Source organism: Stenotrophomonas sp. NPDC077421 (assembly GCF_049545505.1).
In the GTDB taxonomy this organism is placed as follows: Bacteria; Pseudomonadota; Gammaproteobacteria; order Xanthomonadales; family Xanthomonadaceae; genus Stenotrophomonas; species Stenotrophomonas nematodicola.
Window position 1 is genome coordinate 101,013 of sequence record NZ_JBMWDP010000003.1, and the last position, 15,952, is coordinate 116,964.

The 15,952-nt window shown below is 69.0% G+C and carries 13 protein-coding genes; 6 read left to right on the forward strand and 7 right to left on the reverse strand.

Features of this window, described 5'->3' with window-relative positions; genetic code table 11:
* Positions 1-40: 40 nt before the first annotated feature.
* Together ACPEH1_RS02725 and ACPEH1_RS02730 are read right to left on the reverse strand one after the other, a co-directional pair.
* Positions 41-1,450: a cryptochrome/photolyase family protein gene (locus ACPEH1_RS02725; protein ID WP_423715216.1), complete on the reverse strand. Its 1,410-nt coding sequence runs from the start codon at positions 1,448-1,450 to the stop codon at positions 41-43.
* A 116-nt stretch (positions 1,451-1,566) separates the two neighbouring features.
* Positions 1,567-1,893, reverse strand: coding sequence for a hypothetical protein (locus ACPEH1_RS02730; protein ID WP_017356096.1), 327 nt, complete (start codon positions 1,891-1,893; stop codon positions 1,567-1,569).
* Between the two features lie 111 nt (positions 1,894-2,004).
* Between ACPEH1_RS02730 and ACPEH1_RS02735 the strand changes: the two genes are divergently transcribed.
* From ACPEH1_RS02735 to ACPEH1_RS02745, 3 genes are all read left to right on the forward strand, one after another.
* Positions 2,005-2,604, forward strand: coding sequence for an RNA polymerase sigma factor (locus tag ACPEH1_RS02735; protein WP_423715186.1), 600 nt, complete (start codon positions 2,005-2,007; stop codon positions 2,602-2,604).
* On the forward strand, positions 2,601-3,065 hold the full coding sequence (locus ACPEH1_RS02740; RefSeq protein WP_423715188.1) for a hypothetical protein: 465 nt from the start codon (positions 2,601-2,603) through the stop codon (positions 3,063-3,065). The genes ACPEH1_RS02735 and ACPEH1_RS02740 overlap by 4 nt, the downstream gene beginning before the upstream one ends.
* Before the next feature lie 87 nt (positions 3,066-3,152).
* Entirely contained in the window at positions 3,153-3,482 is a 330-nt protein-coding gene (locus ACPEH1_RS02745) for a GNAT family N-acetyltransferase (RefSeq protein WP_423715190.1), read from the forward strand.
* Between the two features lie 177 nt (positions 3,483-3,659).
* On the opposite strand, the gene ACPEH1_RS02750 is transcribed toward ACPEH1_RS02745, so the two are convergent.
* Positions 3,660-8,414, reverse strand: coding sequence for a DUF3320 domain-containing protein (locus tag ACPEH1_RS02750; protein WP_423715191.1), 4,755 nt, complete (start codon positions 8,412-8,414; stop codon positions 3,660-3,662).
* 187 nt (positions 8,415-8,601) lie between these two features.
* On the opposite strand from ACPEH1_RS02750, the gene ACPEH1_RS02755 reads away from it, so the two are divergent.
* From ACPEH1_RS02755 to ACPEH1_RS02765, 3 genes are read left to right on the forward strand one after another with little or no spacing between them, the layout of a single operon-like run.
* On the forward strand, positions 8,602-9,234 hold the full coding sequence (locus ACPEH1_RS02755; protein ID WP_017355785.1) for a superoxide dismutase: 633 nt from the start codon (positions 8,602-8,604) through the stop codon (positions 9,232-9,234).
* On the forward strand, positions 9,234-9,788 hold the full coding sequence (locus ACPEH1_RS02760; protein ID WP_166472878.1) for a flavin reductase family protein: 555 nt from the start codon (positions 9,234-9,236) through the stop codon (positions 9,786-9,788). Before ACPEH1_RS02755 ends, ACPEH1_RS02760 begins: the two co-directional genes overlap by 1 nt.
* A complete protein-coding gene (locus tag ACPEH1_RS02765; protein WP_423715192.1) occupies positions 9,788-10,114 on the forward strand; it encodes a tetratricopeptide repeat protein in 327 nt (108 codons plus the stop codon). Before ACPEH1_RS02760 ends, ACPEH1_RS02765 begins: the two co-directional genes overlap by 1 nt.
* 136 nt (positions 10,115-10,250) lie before the next feature.
* Here ACPEH1_RS02765 and ACPEH1_RS02770 read toward each other — a convergent pair whose 3' ends face one another.
* The 4 genes from ACPEH1_RS02770 to ACPEH1_RS02785 are packed head-to-tail and all read right to left on the reverse strand — an operon-like array spanning position 10,251 to position 15,919.
* Positions 10,251-10,886, reverse strand: a complete 636-nt coding sequence (locus tag ACPEH1_RS02770) for an inorganic diphosphatase (protein WP_136005882.1) — start codon at positions 10,884-10,886, stop codon at positions 10,251-10,253.
* Between the two features lie 49 nt (positions 10,887-10,935).
* Entirely contained in the window at positions 10,936-12,315 is a 1,380-nt protein-coding gene (locus ACPEH1_RS02775) for a metallophosphoesterase (protein WP_423715194.1), read from the reverse strand.
* Positions 12,312-13,415 (reverse strand): phytase, encoded by a 1,104-nt coding sequence (locus tag ACPEH1_RS02780; RefSeq protein WP_017355790.1) that lies wholly within the window; start codon positions 13,413-13,415, stop codon positions 12,312-12,314. Before ACPEH1_RS02780 ends, ACPEH1_RS02775 begins: the two co-directional genes overlap by 4 nt.
* Positions 13,415-15,919 (reverse strand): TonB-dependent receptor, encoded by a 2,505-nt coding sequence (locus tag ACPEH1_RS02785; RefSeq protein WP_423715217.1) that lies wholly within the window; start codon positions 15,917-15,919, stop codon positions 13,415-13,417. The genes ACPEH1_RS02780 and ACPEH1_RS02785 overlap by 1 nt, the downstream gene beginning before the upstream one ends.
* Between the last annotated feature and the right edge of the window lie 33 nt (positions 15,920-15,952).

Consider the following 15,952-nt stretch of genomic DNA (forward strand, 5'->3'; position numbering starts at 1 on the left):
CATCGCCAGCAACCCCGTGTTCAGCTAGCTGACCCGCCGGTCAGCCTGTCTGCCGATACGCCGCCAGCGCCGCGTCGCGCCCGGTGGACAGATCGACCATCGGCACGGGCGGATAGCCCGGCGCGAGCGCGGCCAGCTCGGTCGGGAACTGCCACGGCGCAAAGCGCGCCTTCACCGGCAGCGCAGCCAGCTCGGGTACCCAACGGGTGATGTAGCGCGCCTGCGGATCGAACTTCTGCGCCTGCGTCACCGGATTGAAAATGCGGAAGTACGGCGCGGCATCGGCGCCGGTACCGGCCACCCATTGCCACCCCATCGTGTTGTTGGCCAGATCGGCATCCACCAGCGTGTCCCAGAACCAGCGCGCGCCGTGCGACCAGTGGGCGCGCAGATGCTTGCACAGGTAGCTGGCCACGATCATGCGCACGCGGTTGTGCATGTAGCCGGTCTGCCACAGCTCACGCAGGCCGGCATCGACGATCGGCACGCCGGTGCGGCCGCGTTGCCAGTCCTGCAGCTGCGTGGCGCTGGGCGTGGTCCAGGCAAAGCGGTCGAAACGTGGGTTGAGGTTGTCGGTAGGCGTCTTCGGGAAGTGATGCAGAAGGTGGTAGGAAAAGTCGCGCCAGCCGAGCTGGCGCAGATAGCCGTCGATGTCGGCGTCGGTCGCGGCGCTGCGCAGGCCTTCCAGCGCATGCGCGATCCGCCAGGGCGCGATTTCACCAAAGTGCAGGTGCGGCGACAGCCGCGATGTACCGACCCGGTCCGGCAGGTCGCGCTGCTCGCGGTAGCCGCGCAGTGCCCCTTCCACGAACACCGACAGCGCCTCCTCGGCACCGGCCTCGCCAGGCTGCCAGTGCGTCCAGAAGCCGGCATCCCAGTCCAGCGTGGGCGCCAACTGCAGCGCGTCCAACGCCAAGCTGTCCACCGGATGCCCCACCAGCGCGCGCGGCGCCGGCTGCGGTGCGGGCAGCCTCCAGTGGCTGAGCATGTTGCGCCAGTATGGGGTGAACACCTTGTACGGCTGCCCCTGCTGAGTGGCCACGTCCCAGGGTTCGAACAACAGGCTGCCATTGCAGCTCTGCGCCTCGATGCCCTGCTCGCGCAGCGTGCGTTTGATGGCCGCATCGCGCGGCTGCGTGGCCGGTTCGTACTTGCGGTTCCAGTACACCGCTTCGGCGCCGGTCTGCGCGATCAGGGCCTGCAGGGTCGGCAGGCTGTCGCCGGCGCGCAGCACCAGCGACGTGCCACGTGCGCGCAGATCCGCGTCCAGTGCCGCCAGCGAACGGTGCCGCCAGGCATCGGACGCCGCGCCCGGCGCCCAGTCGCCCTCCTCATGGGGGGCATGGATGTACACCGGCACCACATCGTGGCCGGCATCGAGCGCGGCCTGCAATGCGGGGTTGTCCTGCAGTCGCAGGTCTCGACGGAACCACAGCAGCGCTACCGACACGCGCATCGCCTCACTTCTGGACAGCGGCCATGATAGCCATCTGCGGTGAAGGCAGCGCGTGCGCACCGCCATGCGATGCTGCACGCGTGCCGTTAGCGCGCCGCGGCGTGGTGCAGTCAGCGGATCCGCCGCTGCAACAGGTAATAGACCAGGTTGCCGACACCGGTCGCGCCCAGCAGCAGACCGATCGCACCAGGGGTGACCTCGGTGATGCCGAGCACGTCGATCAGACCCAGGGCGAGCGCGAGCAGCAGCAGCACGCAGCCCCAGTGCAGCGAGGCCAGCCGGCGCTTGTTCGCATCGCCTTCCAGCAGGGAGCGCACAAGCTCCTCCGAGCCTCGCGCCTCGATGATGCGGCGGCGGGTGGCGGCATCGACGATGGTTTTGATGGTGTACACGATGCACACAATCAGAAGCATCGGAAGAATGAGGTTGAAATCCATGAGGTGGCTGCTCCGTTCGGGTTTGGGGTGTGCAAGGAGATACGGCCGGCGGGCCGGCGGTTGCAGCCGATCCATTGCAACCGATCGCCCCGCCGACGTATCTCTAGCGTCATGCCCACTTCCCTGGCCACCGACGAAACGATCCTGCAGGCCGACCGCGCCCTGGTCGAGGCTGTGCTGGCCGGTCGGCGCGGCGCGTTCGAACAGCTGGTGACGGCCTACCAGGGTCTGTGCTGGCATATCGTCGAGCGCATGGTGCGACACCCCGACGATACGCGCGAGCTGTGCCAGGAGGTGTTCCAGCGTGTGCACCGGTCCCTGCACCAGTACCGCGGCGACAGCGCGCTGAAGTCCTGGGTGGCGCAGGTGGCATACTCGGTCGCCCGCCGCCATCTGGAGCGTCGCCGCATCCCCATCGCCGACGTCCACGACGACGAGGACGGCCAGTGGCGGGTCGAACAGGTGAGCGATGGCGTGGACGTGGAAGCGATGGCGTCGCAGGATGAAGTGCATGCCCTGCTGCATGCGGCGATCGATGCGCTGCCGCCCCTGCAGCGCACCGTACTGACGCTCTATCATCTGGACGAGCTGTCCATCGCCGAGATCGCCCATCTGACCGATCTGGCCGAAGGCACCATCAAGAGCCACCTGTTCCGCAGCCGCGCGCGCCTGCGCACCCTGCTTCACTCGCACCTGGGGGAACCCGCATGAGCACCGATCCACGCACGGGCGCCGAGGATGCGCACTGGCAGGCACAGGAATGCGGCCGGCGGGCAGCGATGGCGCCTCCCGCGGCACCGATGGATGCGGACAGCCGCGATTACCTGCAGATCGCCCAGGCGCTGCGCACTCTGCCGCGCAGCGCGCCGCCAGCGGATTTCGCCACCACGGTCGCCCGCCAGGTCACCCCGCGCAGGAGCGTCGGTCTGGAACGCTGGTTGCTGCCACCGCTGTTCGTCGCACTGGCTGTCACCCTCTCTGCCGCCGCCGCCGCGCATGCCCGGACCTGGTGGCAGGCGATCGAACATGCCCTGACGCACGACGGCGGCCACTGGCTGCTGGCCTGCGGCCTGTGCGCACTGGCCACCTGGGCCATCCGGCCCCTGCTGCGGTATGCGCTGCACCATGCCGGTGCGATCCCCCGGGCGCCCGGCCGCGCACGCCTCCGCTAGCGTGCGGCACCCCGGCATGTGCTGGAATCGCCGGGGTCCACCAGCAGAAGGACCGTTGTCCAGCGCCTGCCCAGATCCGGGAGACCCATGATCCTTCCCGTTACGGCCACTGCGCTGCGCGCACTGCACCATGACGCCTGCCAGCACCCATTCGATCCGGGCAGCGCCCTCGCCCCGCCGGAGGTGCTGCATCTGCTCGCCGGGCTCGCGGCCTGCATCGAGCCGGCATTCGTGCCAGCCGCCTGGCTGATACTCGATGACGGCCAGCCGGTTGGTCTGTGCTCGGCCACGCGCATCCCCATCGATGGCGACCTGAACATCGGCTACGGCATCGCGCCGGATCGCCAGGGGCGCGGCATCACCACCCGGGCCATCGGCGAGCTGGTGCGCTGGTGCGCCCGCGACGGACGCCTGTGAAAGCTCACCGCCGAAACCGCGGTGGACAACATCGCCTCCCAGCGGGTGCTGGCGCGCAACGGGTTCCTGCAGGTCGGCCACGGCATGGATGCCGATGCCGGGCCCGTCCTGTGCTGGGCACTGGAGCTGCCGTAACCAGCGCTTCCCGGCTGCCGGCCCACCCGGCAGCCGCATCGATCAGGCCGCGGGTGCGGTCACGCACAGCGCGCCGTTGCGCGCTTCCAGGCGACCGTGGTCGAGCAGTACCTGCACCTGTGCGGCGATGCGCTCGCGCAGCGGCTGGCTGAGTGCCTGGAAACCCAGCCGCCGCGCCACCGGCACGGCCACTTCATCGGCGCCCGCGCCGTGCGCGCCTTCGATCACCTCCAGCAGCGCCTGGCGGATCTCCTGGGGCGGCAGCATCTCCGGGCGGCGCAGCGAGCGCGAGGTGGCGGTCATGCGGTTGCGCACCACCACGGGACTGCCGTCGCGGAGATAGCAGCCGTCTTCAACCGCAAGCGTGCCGCCGCGACCGGCATGCGCCAATGCCGCCTGGACCGCAGCCTGGATGCGTGAACCGGCGCGCTGCAGGTTCCACAGGTCGCGCACGCGCGCGATGATCTCGTCTTCGTGGATCGGACCTTCGATCTCCACGATGCGTTCGACGGTGGCGGCCATGCTGCCCAGCGGCACATCGTGCGGGGCCAGCGCGGCGTGTGCCGGCGCGAAATCCGCCTGCACGTAGGCCACCGCGCCGCCGTCGTCGGCGCCGCCGGACAGCGTCCCCCCGTCGATCCGGCGCTGCACCGCAGGCACCGGCACCGCCGCCTCGATCTCGGTCGGTGCGCGGGTGGACACGCCTCCTGCCTGCCGTTGGCGTGCGTCGGCCAGCGCGGCGAGCAGGCGCTGCAGCTCCGCCTCGGGGCGCTGGAACCAGTCGGTGCTCCAGATCCGGTGGATGTTCCAGCCGTGGTTTTCCAGGATTTCCTGGCGCAGCCGGTCGCGGTCGCGCGCCGACGGGGCGGCGTGGTAAGCCGCGCCATCGCATTCGATGCCCAGCAGATAGCGGCCCGCCGCATCCGGATCGACCACCGCCAGATCGATGAAGAAGCCCGCCACACCGACCTGGTTGTCCACCTGGAAGCCCTGCGCGGCCAGCGCCTCCTGCACCGCCGCCTCGAAGGGCGAGTCAACACCGCGACCGGTGGGCTGGGCCACGCCCAGGTCGCCCTTCTCGGCATACTGCAGGAACGCTTTCAGCGCGACGACGCCAAGGCGGGTGCGCTCATCCACGCGGATGTCGTCGGCGGTGATGCTGCTGAACACTTCGCAGCGCTGGCGTGCACGGGTAATCAGCACGTTGAGGCGGCGATGGCCGCCATCGGCGTTCAGAGGACCGAAGCCCTGGTAGAGCTTGCCATCGCCCTTGGCGCGACCGTAGCCGATCGAAATCAGGATGACATCGCGCTCGTCGCCCTGGATGTTCTCCAGGTTCTTGACGAAGAACGGCTCATGCGGATGGCGGCCGATGAACGCTTCCAGCTCGGGGTGCTGCCGACGCGCCAGTTCCAGCGCGTCGCTGATCGCCTGGCGCTGGCGGACCGACATCGCCCCCACGCCCAGCGTCAACTGCGGGCTGTGCCGCGCGTGGTCGACCACGGCCTCGGCGATGGCGGCCGCTTCGACATCGTTCCTGTAGGTGTTGCCACGGTCGAAGCGACCTTCCGGCAGGTAGCGAAGGCGCAGGCCGGACTGGCTGCGCTCACGGTCCGGGCTCGGCACGATGAACAGCTTGCCCTCGTAGAAGGTCTTGTTGGACACCGCGATCAGCGATTCGTGGCGGCTGCGGTAGTGCCACTGCAGCATGCGCTGGGGCAGCCCCTTGGCCGCGCACAGCGACAGCACGCTTTCCAGGTCCCTGGCCTGTGCGCCCTCTTCCTCGACCGGGTCGTCTTCGGCGCCGCCCAGGCGGGCGAAGAACGAGGTGGGCGGCAGCTGTTTGTCGTCGCCCACGACCACGATCTGGCGGCAGCGCGCGATCGCCCCGAGCGCATCCACCGGCTCGACCTGGCTGGCTTCGTCGATCACCAGCAGATCGAAGTCGATGGCGCCGGGCTCCAGGAACTGCGCGACCGACAGCGGGCTCATCATGAATACCGGTTTGATCGTCTGGATCGGCGAGGCGCACAGACGGAACAGGCGACGCAGGGCCATGTGGTTGCGCTTGCGGGCGATTTCGCTGCGCAGCGTCCCCAGGGCGCCAATGCCGTCCACGCCACCACGTGGCAGGCCGGCATGGTGGGCCTCGGCCGCCTCGACCTGGGCCAGGCGCAGGCGCGTGCGGTCCCACTGGCGGAACTGGGCCACCAGTGTCTCGTGCTGCCGCCCGTCGAACGCCGCCAATGCCGGGTCAGCCGTGGTGGCCAGCGTCAGCATCGCCAGGTGGAACGCACAGTGATACAGCGCCTCGGCCTGGTCCGGCGTATGCCCCTCCACAACGGCCAGCGCCAGCGGCGCCTGCAGGCCCAGCGCATCCGCGCGGCGGGCCGCTTCGGCATAGGCCAGCCAGGCCAGCAAGCCGTCCACATCCACTGCCCAGGCAGCGGACCGGCGCTGCAGGTGGTCCAGCGCCGCCTGCTCCAGGCATGGCGCCGCCACGGCCTGGACCGTATCGACCTGCAACCGCGTGGCAAACATCTCCCACTGCATCGCAACCGCAGACACCGCCGCGCGTGCCCGCGCGGTCGCCGTGGCCAGGCCCTGCCGGTCCTGCAGCACCGCGGCCAGCTCACGCGTGTCCAACCCACCCAGCGGGGGCGACTGCTGCACCCAGCCGAGAATCGACTCGGCCAGGGCCCAGTCCGTGGCGGCGCCCTGCCAGACAGAGCCGAACGCCGCCGTGGCGGTGGGCGCGATCGCGGTCAGCGCGGCCTCCGCGCCTCGCGCGGTGATCAGATCATCCAGCAGCGCAAGGCGCGCGGCCGTGCCGTTGGGCAGCGGGCCCTTCATCACGCTGCGCAGCTGGGCGATGGCCTGGCGGTAGCTGCCGTTGAAGATCCGCAGCAGGCGGTCGCCGTGCGCGGCGATCGCCAACCGCTGCGGAACCCAGTCCGCAGACCACGCCATGTCGATGACCTGATCGACGCGGGCGGCGCGCATGCGTGTGAGTACCTGCCCCTGCTGCAGCGCGTCGCGCAGCGAGCCCAGCCCCGCCGTCCACACACCCGAGGCGATGGTGCTGCGGTCGAAAGCCGGCGCGGCCGCCAGCATGTCAGCCACCTGGCATTGCTGCTCCAGCGCGCGCAGGTCTGCGGCAGCCGGCACACCCAGCGCCGCCCCCAACCCGTCGGCAGCGTCCACCGCAGCCTGGACGGCCGCCGCCAGCGGCGCGTTGGCGGCCACCATATCCTCCGCCTGGGTGCGCAGCACCGGGCCGTGCGCGACGCCCCGCCACACATGCGCCTGCGGATCCCCCACCCGCGGCAGCACCGCGCAGACCTCGCGCAGAACCGCACTGCGCTGGTCCAGATCGGCCCGCGACCATGCGCCGGCATCGTCGATCCGGTACGGCGGCCGACCCGCGCGGGGCAGGCCACGGATCAACTCGCCCAGAATGCGGAACGGCGTCATCCCGGCCTTTCCGACCGGAGCGTGCATGCGCATGGCGTGATCGTTGAGCTGGTCGCGCAGCGCATCCAGCCGCGCCACGCCCCCTGCCACGTCCGTCGCTTCCGGCCGGCCGATCTGCAGCGTGCGGCCGAGTTCTTCCAGCACGCTGCGCTTGTTGGCCTTGTTGCTGTGCAGCTCCAGGCACAGCGGCCCCAACCCGACGTTCTCGAGGCGGCGCTTGACCACCTCCAGCGCGGCCATCTTTTCCGAGACGAACAACACCTTGCGCCCATCACCGACCGCAGTGGCGATCAGGTTGGCGATGGTCTGCGACTTGCCGGTGCCCGGCGGCCCCTGGATGACCAGGTCCTGGCCGCGACGCACGGCTTCGATGGCCAGCGCCTGCGAGCTGTCGCAATCCATGACGTGCTTGAGATCGGCTGCGGGAATCAGCGCATCCAGGAACCCGGGGCCTTCGGCCGGCAGGTCGCTGTCACAGCTGTCGAACCCCTCGCCGAGCAGGCCGCGGACCAGCCGGTTCTGATCGATCGGGTTGCCGGCCGGCCATTTTTCCGGGTCCAGGTCGAGAAACATCAGCAGTTTGGAAAACGAGAAGAAGCCGAGCTGCAGTGCGTTGTCCAGCACACTCCAGCCGGGCTGGGCGGCAACGCAGGCGCGCACCGCATCGAAGTACGCCGCCAGGTCGAACGTATCGGCGTCGGGGAACGGTGGCAGCACGATGCCGAAATCCACCCGCAGCTTCTCGCGCAACGACAGGTTCTCCTGCGGGTCCTCTTCGGCCCAGCGCAGGGCGAAGCGATCGCGCGCGCTCTTGCGCTCCAGCACCACCGGCAGCAGCACCAGCGGCGCGTGGCGGACCTCGTCGGCGGCCGCGGACGGCTCACGGAAGGCCAGTTGCCCCAAGGCGAGGTACAGCACGTTGACGCCCTGCTCTTCGAGCATGGTGCGGTACTCGTAGTACATGTCCAGCAGGCGCTTCTGCAGGTGTTCGGACTTGAGCCGGGTCTGCAGGCGCGAGTCGGTATGGTGCGCGGCCAGCGTGGCGGGGTCGGCCGGCTCGTCGCCGGGCTGCGGCAGTGCGGGCAGGTCCGCTTCCACGGCTGATTCCGTTTCGGGAATGCCCTCCACGTCGGCATCGCCGCCCACCGCCGCGAAGGTCATGGCCTTGCGATCGAGCAGCGTCTGCAGCGTCGGCACGGCGCGCTCGTCGTGAAACACCAGCGAGCGGCTGGAGGGCTTCTTCGGCAGGTTCAGCAGCCGGTTGCGATAGGTAAGATCAAGCAGCACGCGACGTTGCGCCTGCAGCGTATCCCTGATGCTCATCGCCGATGTTCCTCTGATGATCCGGCCGGCCAGCACCACACCGGGGGGAACTGGGGCTGCACGGCGTACTGGTCCGGTGGTCCACGCGGGACCCTGACCGGGAATGATGCCATGTGCCGGACGCGGACGCTTGACCTCAACTTACATTGAGGTTCTATGGTGACGCCTCCTTTCTGGAGCCGTACCGATGACCTACACCCTCCCCACCCTGTCCTACGCCTACGAGGCGCTGGAACCGCACTTCGACGCGCGCACGATGGAGATCCACCACGCACGCCACCACCAGACCTACATCAACAACCTCAACGCGGCACTCGCCGATGCCGGTATCGACCAGACGCCGGTGGAAACGCTGATCGCCGATCTGGAGGCGCTGCCGGACGCGCTGCGCACTGCCGTGCGCAACAATGGCGGCGGCCACGCCAACCACAGCCTGTTCTGGACCGTGCTCAGCCCCAGCGGCGGCGGCGAGCCGCAAGGCCCGGTGGCCGAGGCGATCGCCCGTGACCTGGGGGGCTACGCGGCCTTCAAGGAGGCATTCACCAAGGCCGCTCAGACCCGCTTCGGCAGTGGCTGGGCGTGGCTCACCCTGATGCCCGATGGCACGCTGCGGGTGGAAAGCAGCGCCAACCAGGACAGCCCGCTGATGGGCGATGTCGCCGGGCTGTCGGGCGGCACGCCGATCCTGGGTCTGGATGTCTGGGAACATGCGTATTACCTGAACTACCAGAACCGTCGTCCCGACTACATCGCCGCGTTCTTCCAACTGATCGACTGGGCCGAAGTGACGCGCCGCTTCCACGCCGCGGGCGGACGCTGATGGACGCAGGTCCAGCGCTGGATCACGGCCGGACAGTCGCGGACGTGCCCGCGCTGGACCTGCCCGGCGACGCCACCTTGACGGCTGCGGCACTGCGCCATGCCTTCGGCCAGTACCCCACCGGCGTGGCCGTGGTCACCACCCGCGCCGAAGACGGCGCACTGCGGGCGATGACCATCAATTCGTTCGCCTCGCTGTCGCTGGACCCGCCACTGATCATGTGGAGCCTGTGCGCGCACTCGCTGGACCTGCCGCTGTACCGGCCTGGCCAGCCGTTTGGAATCAGCATCCTGGCGGCCGGCCAGACCGCGATCGCCCGTCACTTTGCCGATGGTCGCCTCCGTCATACCCCCCTGCCGGACGCGATCACGCCGCATGCCAGTGGCATCGCGGTGGTCCGCGATGCGGTGGGGCATCTGCTGTGCACGGTGGAGCGGACGCTGCCCGGCGGCGACCACATGATGATCCTGGGCCGGGTCGCCCGCGTGGAGACGGCCCCAGGCGATACGCTTGCCTTCCATCGTGGGCGGTATGCCCATCTCAGGACGCCATAATGGACATCCATGCGCTGCAACAGCTGCTGGACCGCGGCCGCGATGGCCCGCTGCTGCGCTTCAGCCTCGGCAAGGGCCTGCTCGACGCAGGCGATCCGGCCCTGGCCACCACGCACCTGGCGCAGTGCGTGGCCCAGGACCCGGACTACTCGGCCGGCTGGAAGCTGCTGGGCAAAGCCTGCCTGGCGGCTGGCGACGCGGCGGCCGCCGCCCAGGCATTGCGACGCGGCATCGCGGTGGCCACGCACAATGGCGACAGGCAGGCGGAGAAGGAGATGACCGTGTTCCTGCGACGCGCGCTGAAAGCCCGTGCAACGCAGGCATGAGGCTGCGCCTGCGTCATCCGGACAGGCCCTTGCTGAGTGGCGTCATGACGCCGGACACACATACTGCGTTGTCCCCCAGCCCGCACAGCCGCAGCTCCCGGATCGCCGTCCCCCCCGTGCGTCCAGAGACGCAGGCTCAGTCACCCTTGCGGCGCTGCTGCTGCAGATCGAAACGCTGCATGGACGCGCGGATCAGGGCCCGGGCCTCGGCCGCCGTGCCCCAGCCGTTGAGCTGCACCGGGTTGCGTCCCGCGGGCAGATCTTTATAGACGCGGAAAAACGCCTCGATGCGCTGGCGCTCGATCAGCGGTAGATCCTCGAGGTCACGGATGCCGGCGTAGGTCGGGTCGAGTTTGTCGGTCGGAACGCCGATCACCTTCTCGTCCTGCTCGCCGTTGTCCACCATCTTCAGGTAGCCGATCGGGCGGAACCGCACGATCACCCCCGGATGCAGCGGCTCCCGGGTCAACACCAACGCGTCGAGGGGGTCGTTGTCGCCGGCCAGGGTGCGCGGCATCGAGCCGTAGTTGGCCGGGTACGCCACCGGCATCGACTGGAAGCGGTCCACGTGCACCAGCCCGTCCTCCTTGATTTCGTACTTGGTGAAACTGCCGGCCGGAATCTCCACGGCCAGGTTCGCTTCCTCGGGAGCTTCCTTCGGCTGCGCGGCCAGGAACGGGTGCAGCACCGCGTTGGTGGCGGTGCCGGCACCGGCCAGCAGCAACAGGAACGTGGCGATCACCATCCGGGACGCCGTGCGGTGCATGTCCATCCTTCTCTCCAGCGATGGCCGGGCAGCTCGCAGCCGCCCGGCATACAGGTCATTCCCAGCAACGGTCCGCGCGGCCCTTCAAGGTCTGCGTGCGGGTGCAGTCGCGGGGTGCGATTCGGCCATCGGTCAGTTCAACCTTCTGTTTGACGCCATCGGCGCGGCGCGTCAACTCGAACCCGTCGTACAGCCGCCCGGTGACGGTGCGCGCCTCGTAGCGCAGGTGCTGGGGATCGATCTTCAGCACCTGGAACAACTGGGTGTCCTCACCCACCGGCGCCATAGTGGCACGGGCCTGCGCCGACAACCGGTACTGCTTCGGGCCTGCCACGGTGACCACGAACTGCGGCGTGGCGGCGTCGCCTTCGCCGCGACGCCCGTAGGTGTGGTCGTGGCCCTGCAGCACCAGATCGACGCGGTGGCGGCGCACCACCGGGAGCAGCACGTCGCGCAGCTCGGCGTTCTCGCGCCCTTCGCGTGGGGAGTAGAACGGCTGGTGCAGCAGCACGATGCTCCACGGGTGCGGGTTGTCGGCCAACACCTTGTCCAGCCACGCCGCCTGTGCGGCGGCGCTGCCCAGATCCAGCGCCGAGGTGCCGTCGAGCACCGCGATGCGCACGCCCTGGTAGTCGAACCAGTAGGTACTGGTGTCGGCAGCGGCCACGCCATTGCGCGGCAGCGCGAAAGTGACCGGCCAATGCCTGCCGAGCACGCGGCGCTCCTGCGGGGTGTCCTCGAACTCCTCGACGTACTCGTGGTTGCCGATCGCCGGCGCCACGGCCGTTTCCTGCGGCAGCCAGCCGGCAGCGGCGAACCATTCACCCCATTCGCTGTCGTCCTGGCCGTCGCCGCCGCTGACCAGGTCACCGGCGAACAGGCTCAGGCGGGCGTCCGGCGCGGCTTTCAGCCCGGCACGCAGCACCCGCGAAACATGGCTGAGGTTCTTGTTCTGGGTGTCGCCGAAGTACAGCAGCGTCAGCGGTTGCTGCGCGGTGCCGGCGGTGCGCAGCTGGTTCCAGGCACTCCAGGTCCCCTGCCCCTGCACCCGCCACAGATACAGCGTGTCCGGTGCAAGGCCGCTCATGTCGGCGCGGTGGTAGTGGGCGGGACCGTTCTCGGTGTCCAGCGCGCGGGTGGCAGCGACCACGCGGACAGGCGTGCCGACGTCCGGCGAATCGCCCGCCAGCACCCACTCCAGCACCGGCGCATTGACCGTCGTATCGGTCCGCCACGACACGCCGACGCCGCGCGCGGCGTCCTGCGCCGGCGAGGCCACGATACGGTCAGGGAAGCCGGTCGCCGCGTAGTGGCGATTGCCGACCGGTACCTGGGTGTTCGGTTCGGCGATGCTGTCGGCCTGTTTCGCGACTACCGGGCCGGCCAGCAGCAGAGACAACGCCAGCGCGGCAGCGCCGAGGCAGCCGCGGGTCATGGCGCGCACTCCAGCGGCAGCGACAACTGCCGGGCCACGCTGGCCCAGTCGAAGGCCACCACGCCCTGGTCGTCGTGCACGGCATACAGCACGCCGTCGGGGAAGCGCGGCGACGCATGCGGATCGAGCCAGATGCCGTCGGTGTTGGCCACCGTATTGCCCTGGAAGGCGCCCACATGCTTGAAGGTGTGGCGGTCGAACAGATGGAACACGCTGCGCTGCTTGCCCTGCTCGGTGGTGATCCACCAGCCGTCCTTGCCGCAGGTCCGCAGCATCACGCCCTCGGCCTGCGCCTTGAAGGCGTCGCGGCCGAAGGTGGTGCCGGTGAACCTGCCCGCCAATGTGTATACCTTGAACTCGCTGGCGTAGGTTTCGTCCTCTTCGGCGATCAGCAGACGGTCATTGGCCGGGTCGCCCCAGATCGACTCGACCACGCGCAGCGCACCGGCCTCGCTGGTGTCGCCGATGCTCGAGACGAGCGTGCCCTGCGCCTTGTCGCCCTGCACCGTCATGGCGTAGCGGCGCACGCGCTTGTCCAGCTCGGCCAGCGGCGGCAGCACGTCGTTGCCTTGGGCATCCTCACCGGCATCGTAGGAATCGGTGACGTATACGTCGTAGCCGCCCTCGCGCTTGTTCACCCACAGGCCGTATGGCTTGCGCAGGTCGTCGGCGGCGAACACGCCCAGCGGGGCGAAGTCCGGCAGCCGCAGCACCTGCACGCGGTGGTTGTCGCGCTCCACGATCAGCACCAGGTCGTCGACCACCGCGATGCCATTGGGCCGCACGAACTGCCCCAAGCCGGTACCCGTACTGCCGACATCGCGCAGATGCGTGCCGGTCTGGCCGTCGTAGACCACCAGCTTGTCGGTGGCCTTGGCGGTGGCGATCAGCCAGCGCTGGCCGTCCGGCGTGGTCCAGCTGGCGGGCGAATCGATGTTGTCGGCCGGGGTCATGGGCGTGACGAAGGCTTCGGCAACTGTGGCGATGTTGCGTGCGGCATCGGCAGCGGCCGCCGGCGCCGACGCGGCGGGTGCGGGCTGCTGGCCGCAGGCGGTCAGCAGTGCCAGGCCGAGCAGGCCAAGCGTGTGGGTCGTACGCATCACAGGGCCACCTTCAGGCCGAGCGCGTAGGTGCGCCCGTATTCTTCATTCTGCAGCGTCCGCGAGCGTACGCCCTGATAGAGCTCCAGCGGCTTGTCCAGCAGGTTCTGCGCTTCCAGATACAGGCTCACGTTCGCGGTGATCTTGTAGTCCAGGCTGAAGTCGAGCTGGGTGTTGGGCGCCACATGGATGTCGTAGGCGCGGCTGTCGCCGAGGGTATCCAGGTATTCGCTGCGGTAGACCGCCGCCACGCGGGTGCTGAAGCCCGCTTTCTCGTAGCCGACATGGGCGCTGTACACGTGCCTGGAGGCGCGCGGCAGCATGAAGTCGTCGCGCTCGCGGCCGGCCAGGCCGGGGTCGAAGTCGGTGTCCAGCCAGGTGCCACTGGCGCCCACCAGCAGGCCGTCCCAGCCGGACGGCAGGAAGGCGAGCTGCTGCTGCCAATTGAACTCGGCGCCGCGGACGGTGGCCTTGTCGCCGTTGATCACCCGGGTCACTTCATAGCCCGGGTAGGCCGGGTCGTTGTTGCTGAGCGTGCTGACGATGTAGCCGTCGATCGACTTGTGGAACAGCCCCAGCGATACGATGCCGGTGCTGCCGATGTACTTCTCCATCGACAGGTCCAGGTTCCTGGATTCGTACGGGTCCAGCTGCGGGTTGCCCAGTCGCACTTCCTCATCGCCCCGGTTCAGGCCCACGCGCGGGGCAATGTCGCCGAATGACGGGCGCGACACGGTCTTGTTGGCGGCCGCACGCAGCACCCAGTCGCTGCCGGCGTCGTAGCGCAGGTGCAGGCCAGGCAGCACGCTGGTGTAGCTGCGGCTGACGTTCAACGGGGTGACTGTGTAGCTGCGGCCATTGCTGGCCACGTCCACGCTGTTGCCGGTGGCCGCGAACCGGGTGTTCTCCACGCGCACGCCGCCGATGATGCGCAGCGCGCCGATATCCCAGGTGCCCATCGCATAGCTGGCGAAGATGTCTTCACTGGCGGTGTAGTCCTCTTCCAGCGAGGCCATCGCATTGCCGCCTGCGTCCTGCGGACGTGCGCTGTACTGACCGCCGGACTGCGCCCAGTAGCGACGGATCGCATCCGAACTCATGCCCTGGCCCAGGTTGCCGCCACGGTGATCGGGGGTGGCGGCGGTCCAGTCCGACAGCGCGATCTTCGGGCCGACGCGCAGCTCGCGCTCGTCCACGTTCACGTCACGGTCGCGCCAGCGGCCAAGCAGCCCGACCTTGTAGCTGGACGCATCACCGTCGAAACGCACGTTGATCTGCGCGCTGCGCTCCTGGTCGTTGACCTGCTTGGGTGACAGCACCACGCGGTCGAAGTCGTAGTTGGCGTTGCTGATCCAACCGGCATCGCTGAGCGTGTAGCGCGGAATGCCACTGTTCTGGTCCACGGTGGCGGTCAGGTCGTCGCCGTTGTACTTGAAGCGCGCTTCCATCTCGTCGTTGACGCGCTCTTCGGTGCGCGTGTAGCCGACCTTGTAGTCCACCACCGCGCCCGTCAGCCGGTTCTCGCCGCCGAGGCTGGCGGCGAAGGTGTTTTCCTTCTTGGTGCGGTAGCGCATGCGCTTCTGGATCGCATCGGCCGGGAGTTCGTCGATGGTGTACTGGTTGTTGCCGCGCGCGGTCACCTCGCCATCACCGAAATTGAAAAGGGTGCGCTGGCGGGTCTCGGCATCGTCGAACTGGCTGTACAGCGTGCGCAGGTAGTAGCGGTTGTCGTCGTCGGGGCGCCAGTCGAAGTTGAGGTTGGCGCCGATGCGCTTGCGCTCGATCTCGTACTTGCGCTGCTGCAGGCTGTTGGCGAACAGATCGTCATCGGCGCCGCCGTCGAACGTGCCGTACTCGACCTCGGTGTTGTCCGACTCGAACGTGCGGTTCTGGTAGTTCACGCCCAGCGCGACGCCCAGGGTGTCGCCGAACACTTCGCTGTAGTTGATGGCCGCCTTGGGGCTGGTGTTGCCGGAGAGCTGCTGGTGGCTGGCTTCGACCTTGCCGCGCAGGCTGCGTCCTTCACGGTCGAAAGCCGACGCCGACTCGACCAGGATCGCGCCGCCGATGGCATCGCCGGGCATGTCCGGGGTGGGCGACTTGACCACGCGCAGGCGCTCGGTCGAGTCGGAGGGAATCACGTCCAGCGGCGCGGCGCGGCTGGAATCTTCCGGGGTGCCGATGGCGATGCCATCGACGCTGACGCTGTTCAGCGCCGCGTCCAGGCCACGGATGACCACGAAGCGCCCCTCGCCCTGGTCGCGGGTCACGCTCACGCCCGGCAGGCGCTGCAGCGACTCGGCCACATTCTTGTCCGGGTACACCCCCATCGCGTCGGAGGAGACGGCATCTTCGATGGCGTCGCTGCTGCGCTTGAGGTCGACCGCGCGGGTCTGCGACTCCAGCTGCGGCCGGACTTCAATGCGATCCAGATCGATCGCCTCGGCGCCGGCGGCCGCGGTCGCGACTGCCGTATCGGCGGCGAAAGCGGACGGACTGGCCATGACCAGCAACGACAGGCTGATGGCCAGCCCCAA

Excerpts from the sequence above, each read along its gene's own strand:
- ACPEH1_RS02770 (WP_136005882.1), bottom strand. The coding sequence starts at position 10,886 with ATGGACATGCACCGCACGGCGTCCCGGATGGTGATCGCCACGTTCCTG.
- ACPEH1_RS02775 (WP_423715194.1), bottom strand. The coding sequence starts at position 12,315 with ATGACCCGCGGCTGCCTCGGCGCTGCCGCGCTGGCGTTGTCTCTGCTG.
- ACPEH1_RS02735 (WP_423715186.1), top strand. The coding sequence starts at position 2,005 with ATGCCCACTTCCCTGGCCACCGACGAAACGATCCTGCAGGCCGACCGC.
- ACPEH1_RS02740 (WP_423715188.1), top strand. The coding sequence starts at position 2,601 with ATGAGCACCGATCCACGCACGGGCGCCGAGGATGCGCACTGGCAGGCA.
- ACPEH1_RS02750 (WP_423715191.1), bottom strand. The coding sequence starts at position 8,414 with ATGAGCATCAGGGATACGCTGCAGGCGCAACGTCGCGTGCTGCTTGAT.
- ACPEH1_RS02780 (WP_017355790.1), bottom strand. The coding sequence starts at position 13,415 with ATGCGTACGACCCACACGCTTGGCCTGCTCGGCCTGGCACTGCTGACC.
- ACPEH1_RS02785 (WP_423715217.1), bottom strand. The coding sequence starts at position 15,919 with ATGGCCAGTCCGTCCGCTTTCGCCGCCGATACGGCAGTCGCGACCGCG.
- ACPEH1_RS02765 (WP_423715192.1), top strand. The coding sequence starts at position 9,788 with ATGGACATCCATGCGCTGCAACAGCTGCTGGACCGCGGCCGCGATGGC.
- ACPEH1_RS02730 (WP_017356096.1), bottom strand. The coding sequence starts at position 1,893 with ATGGATTTCAACCTCATTCTTCCGATGCTTCTGATTGTGTGCATCGTG.
- ACPEH1_RS02760 (WP_166472878.1), top strand. The coding sequence starts at position 9,234 with ATGGACGCAGGTCCAGCGCTGGATCACGGCCGGACAGTCGCGGACGTG.
- ACPEH1_RS02745 (WP_423715190.1), top strand. The coding sequence starts at position 3,153 with ATGATCCTTCCCGTTACGGCCACTGCGCTGCGCGCACTGCACCATGAC.
- ACPEH1_RS02755 (WP_017355785.1), top strand. The coding sequence starts at position 8,602 with ATGACCTACACCCTCCCCACCCTGTCCTACGCCTACGAGGCGCTGGAA.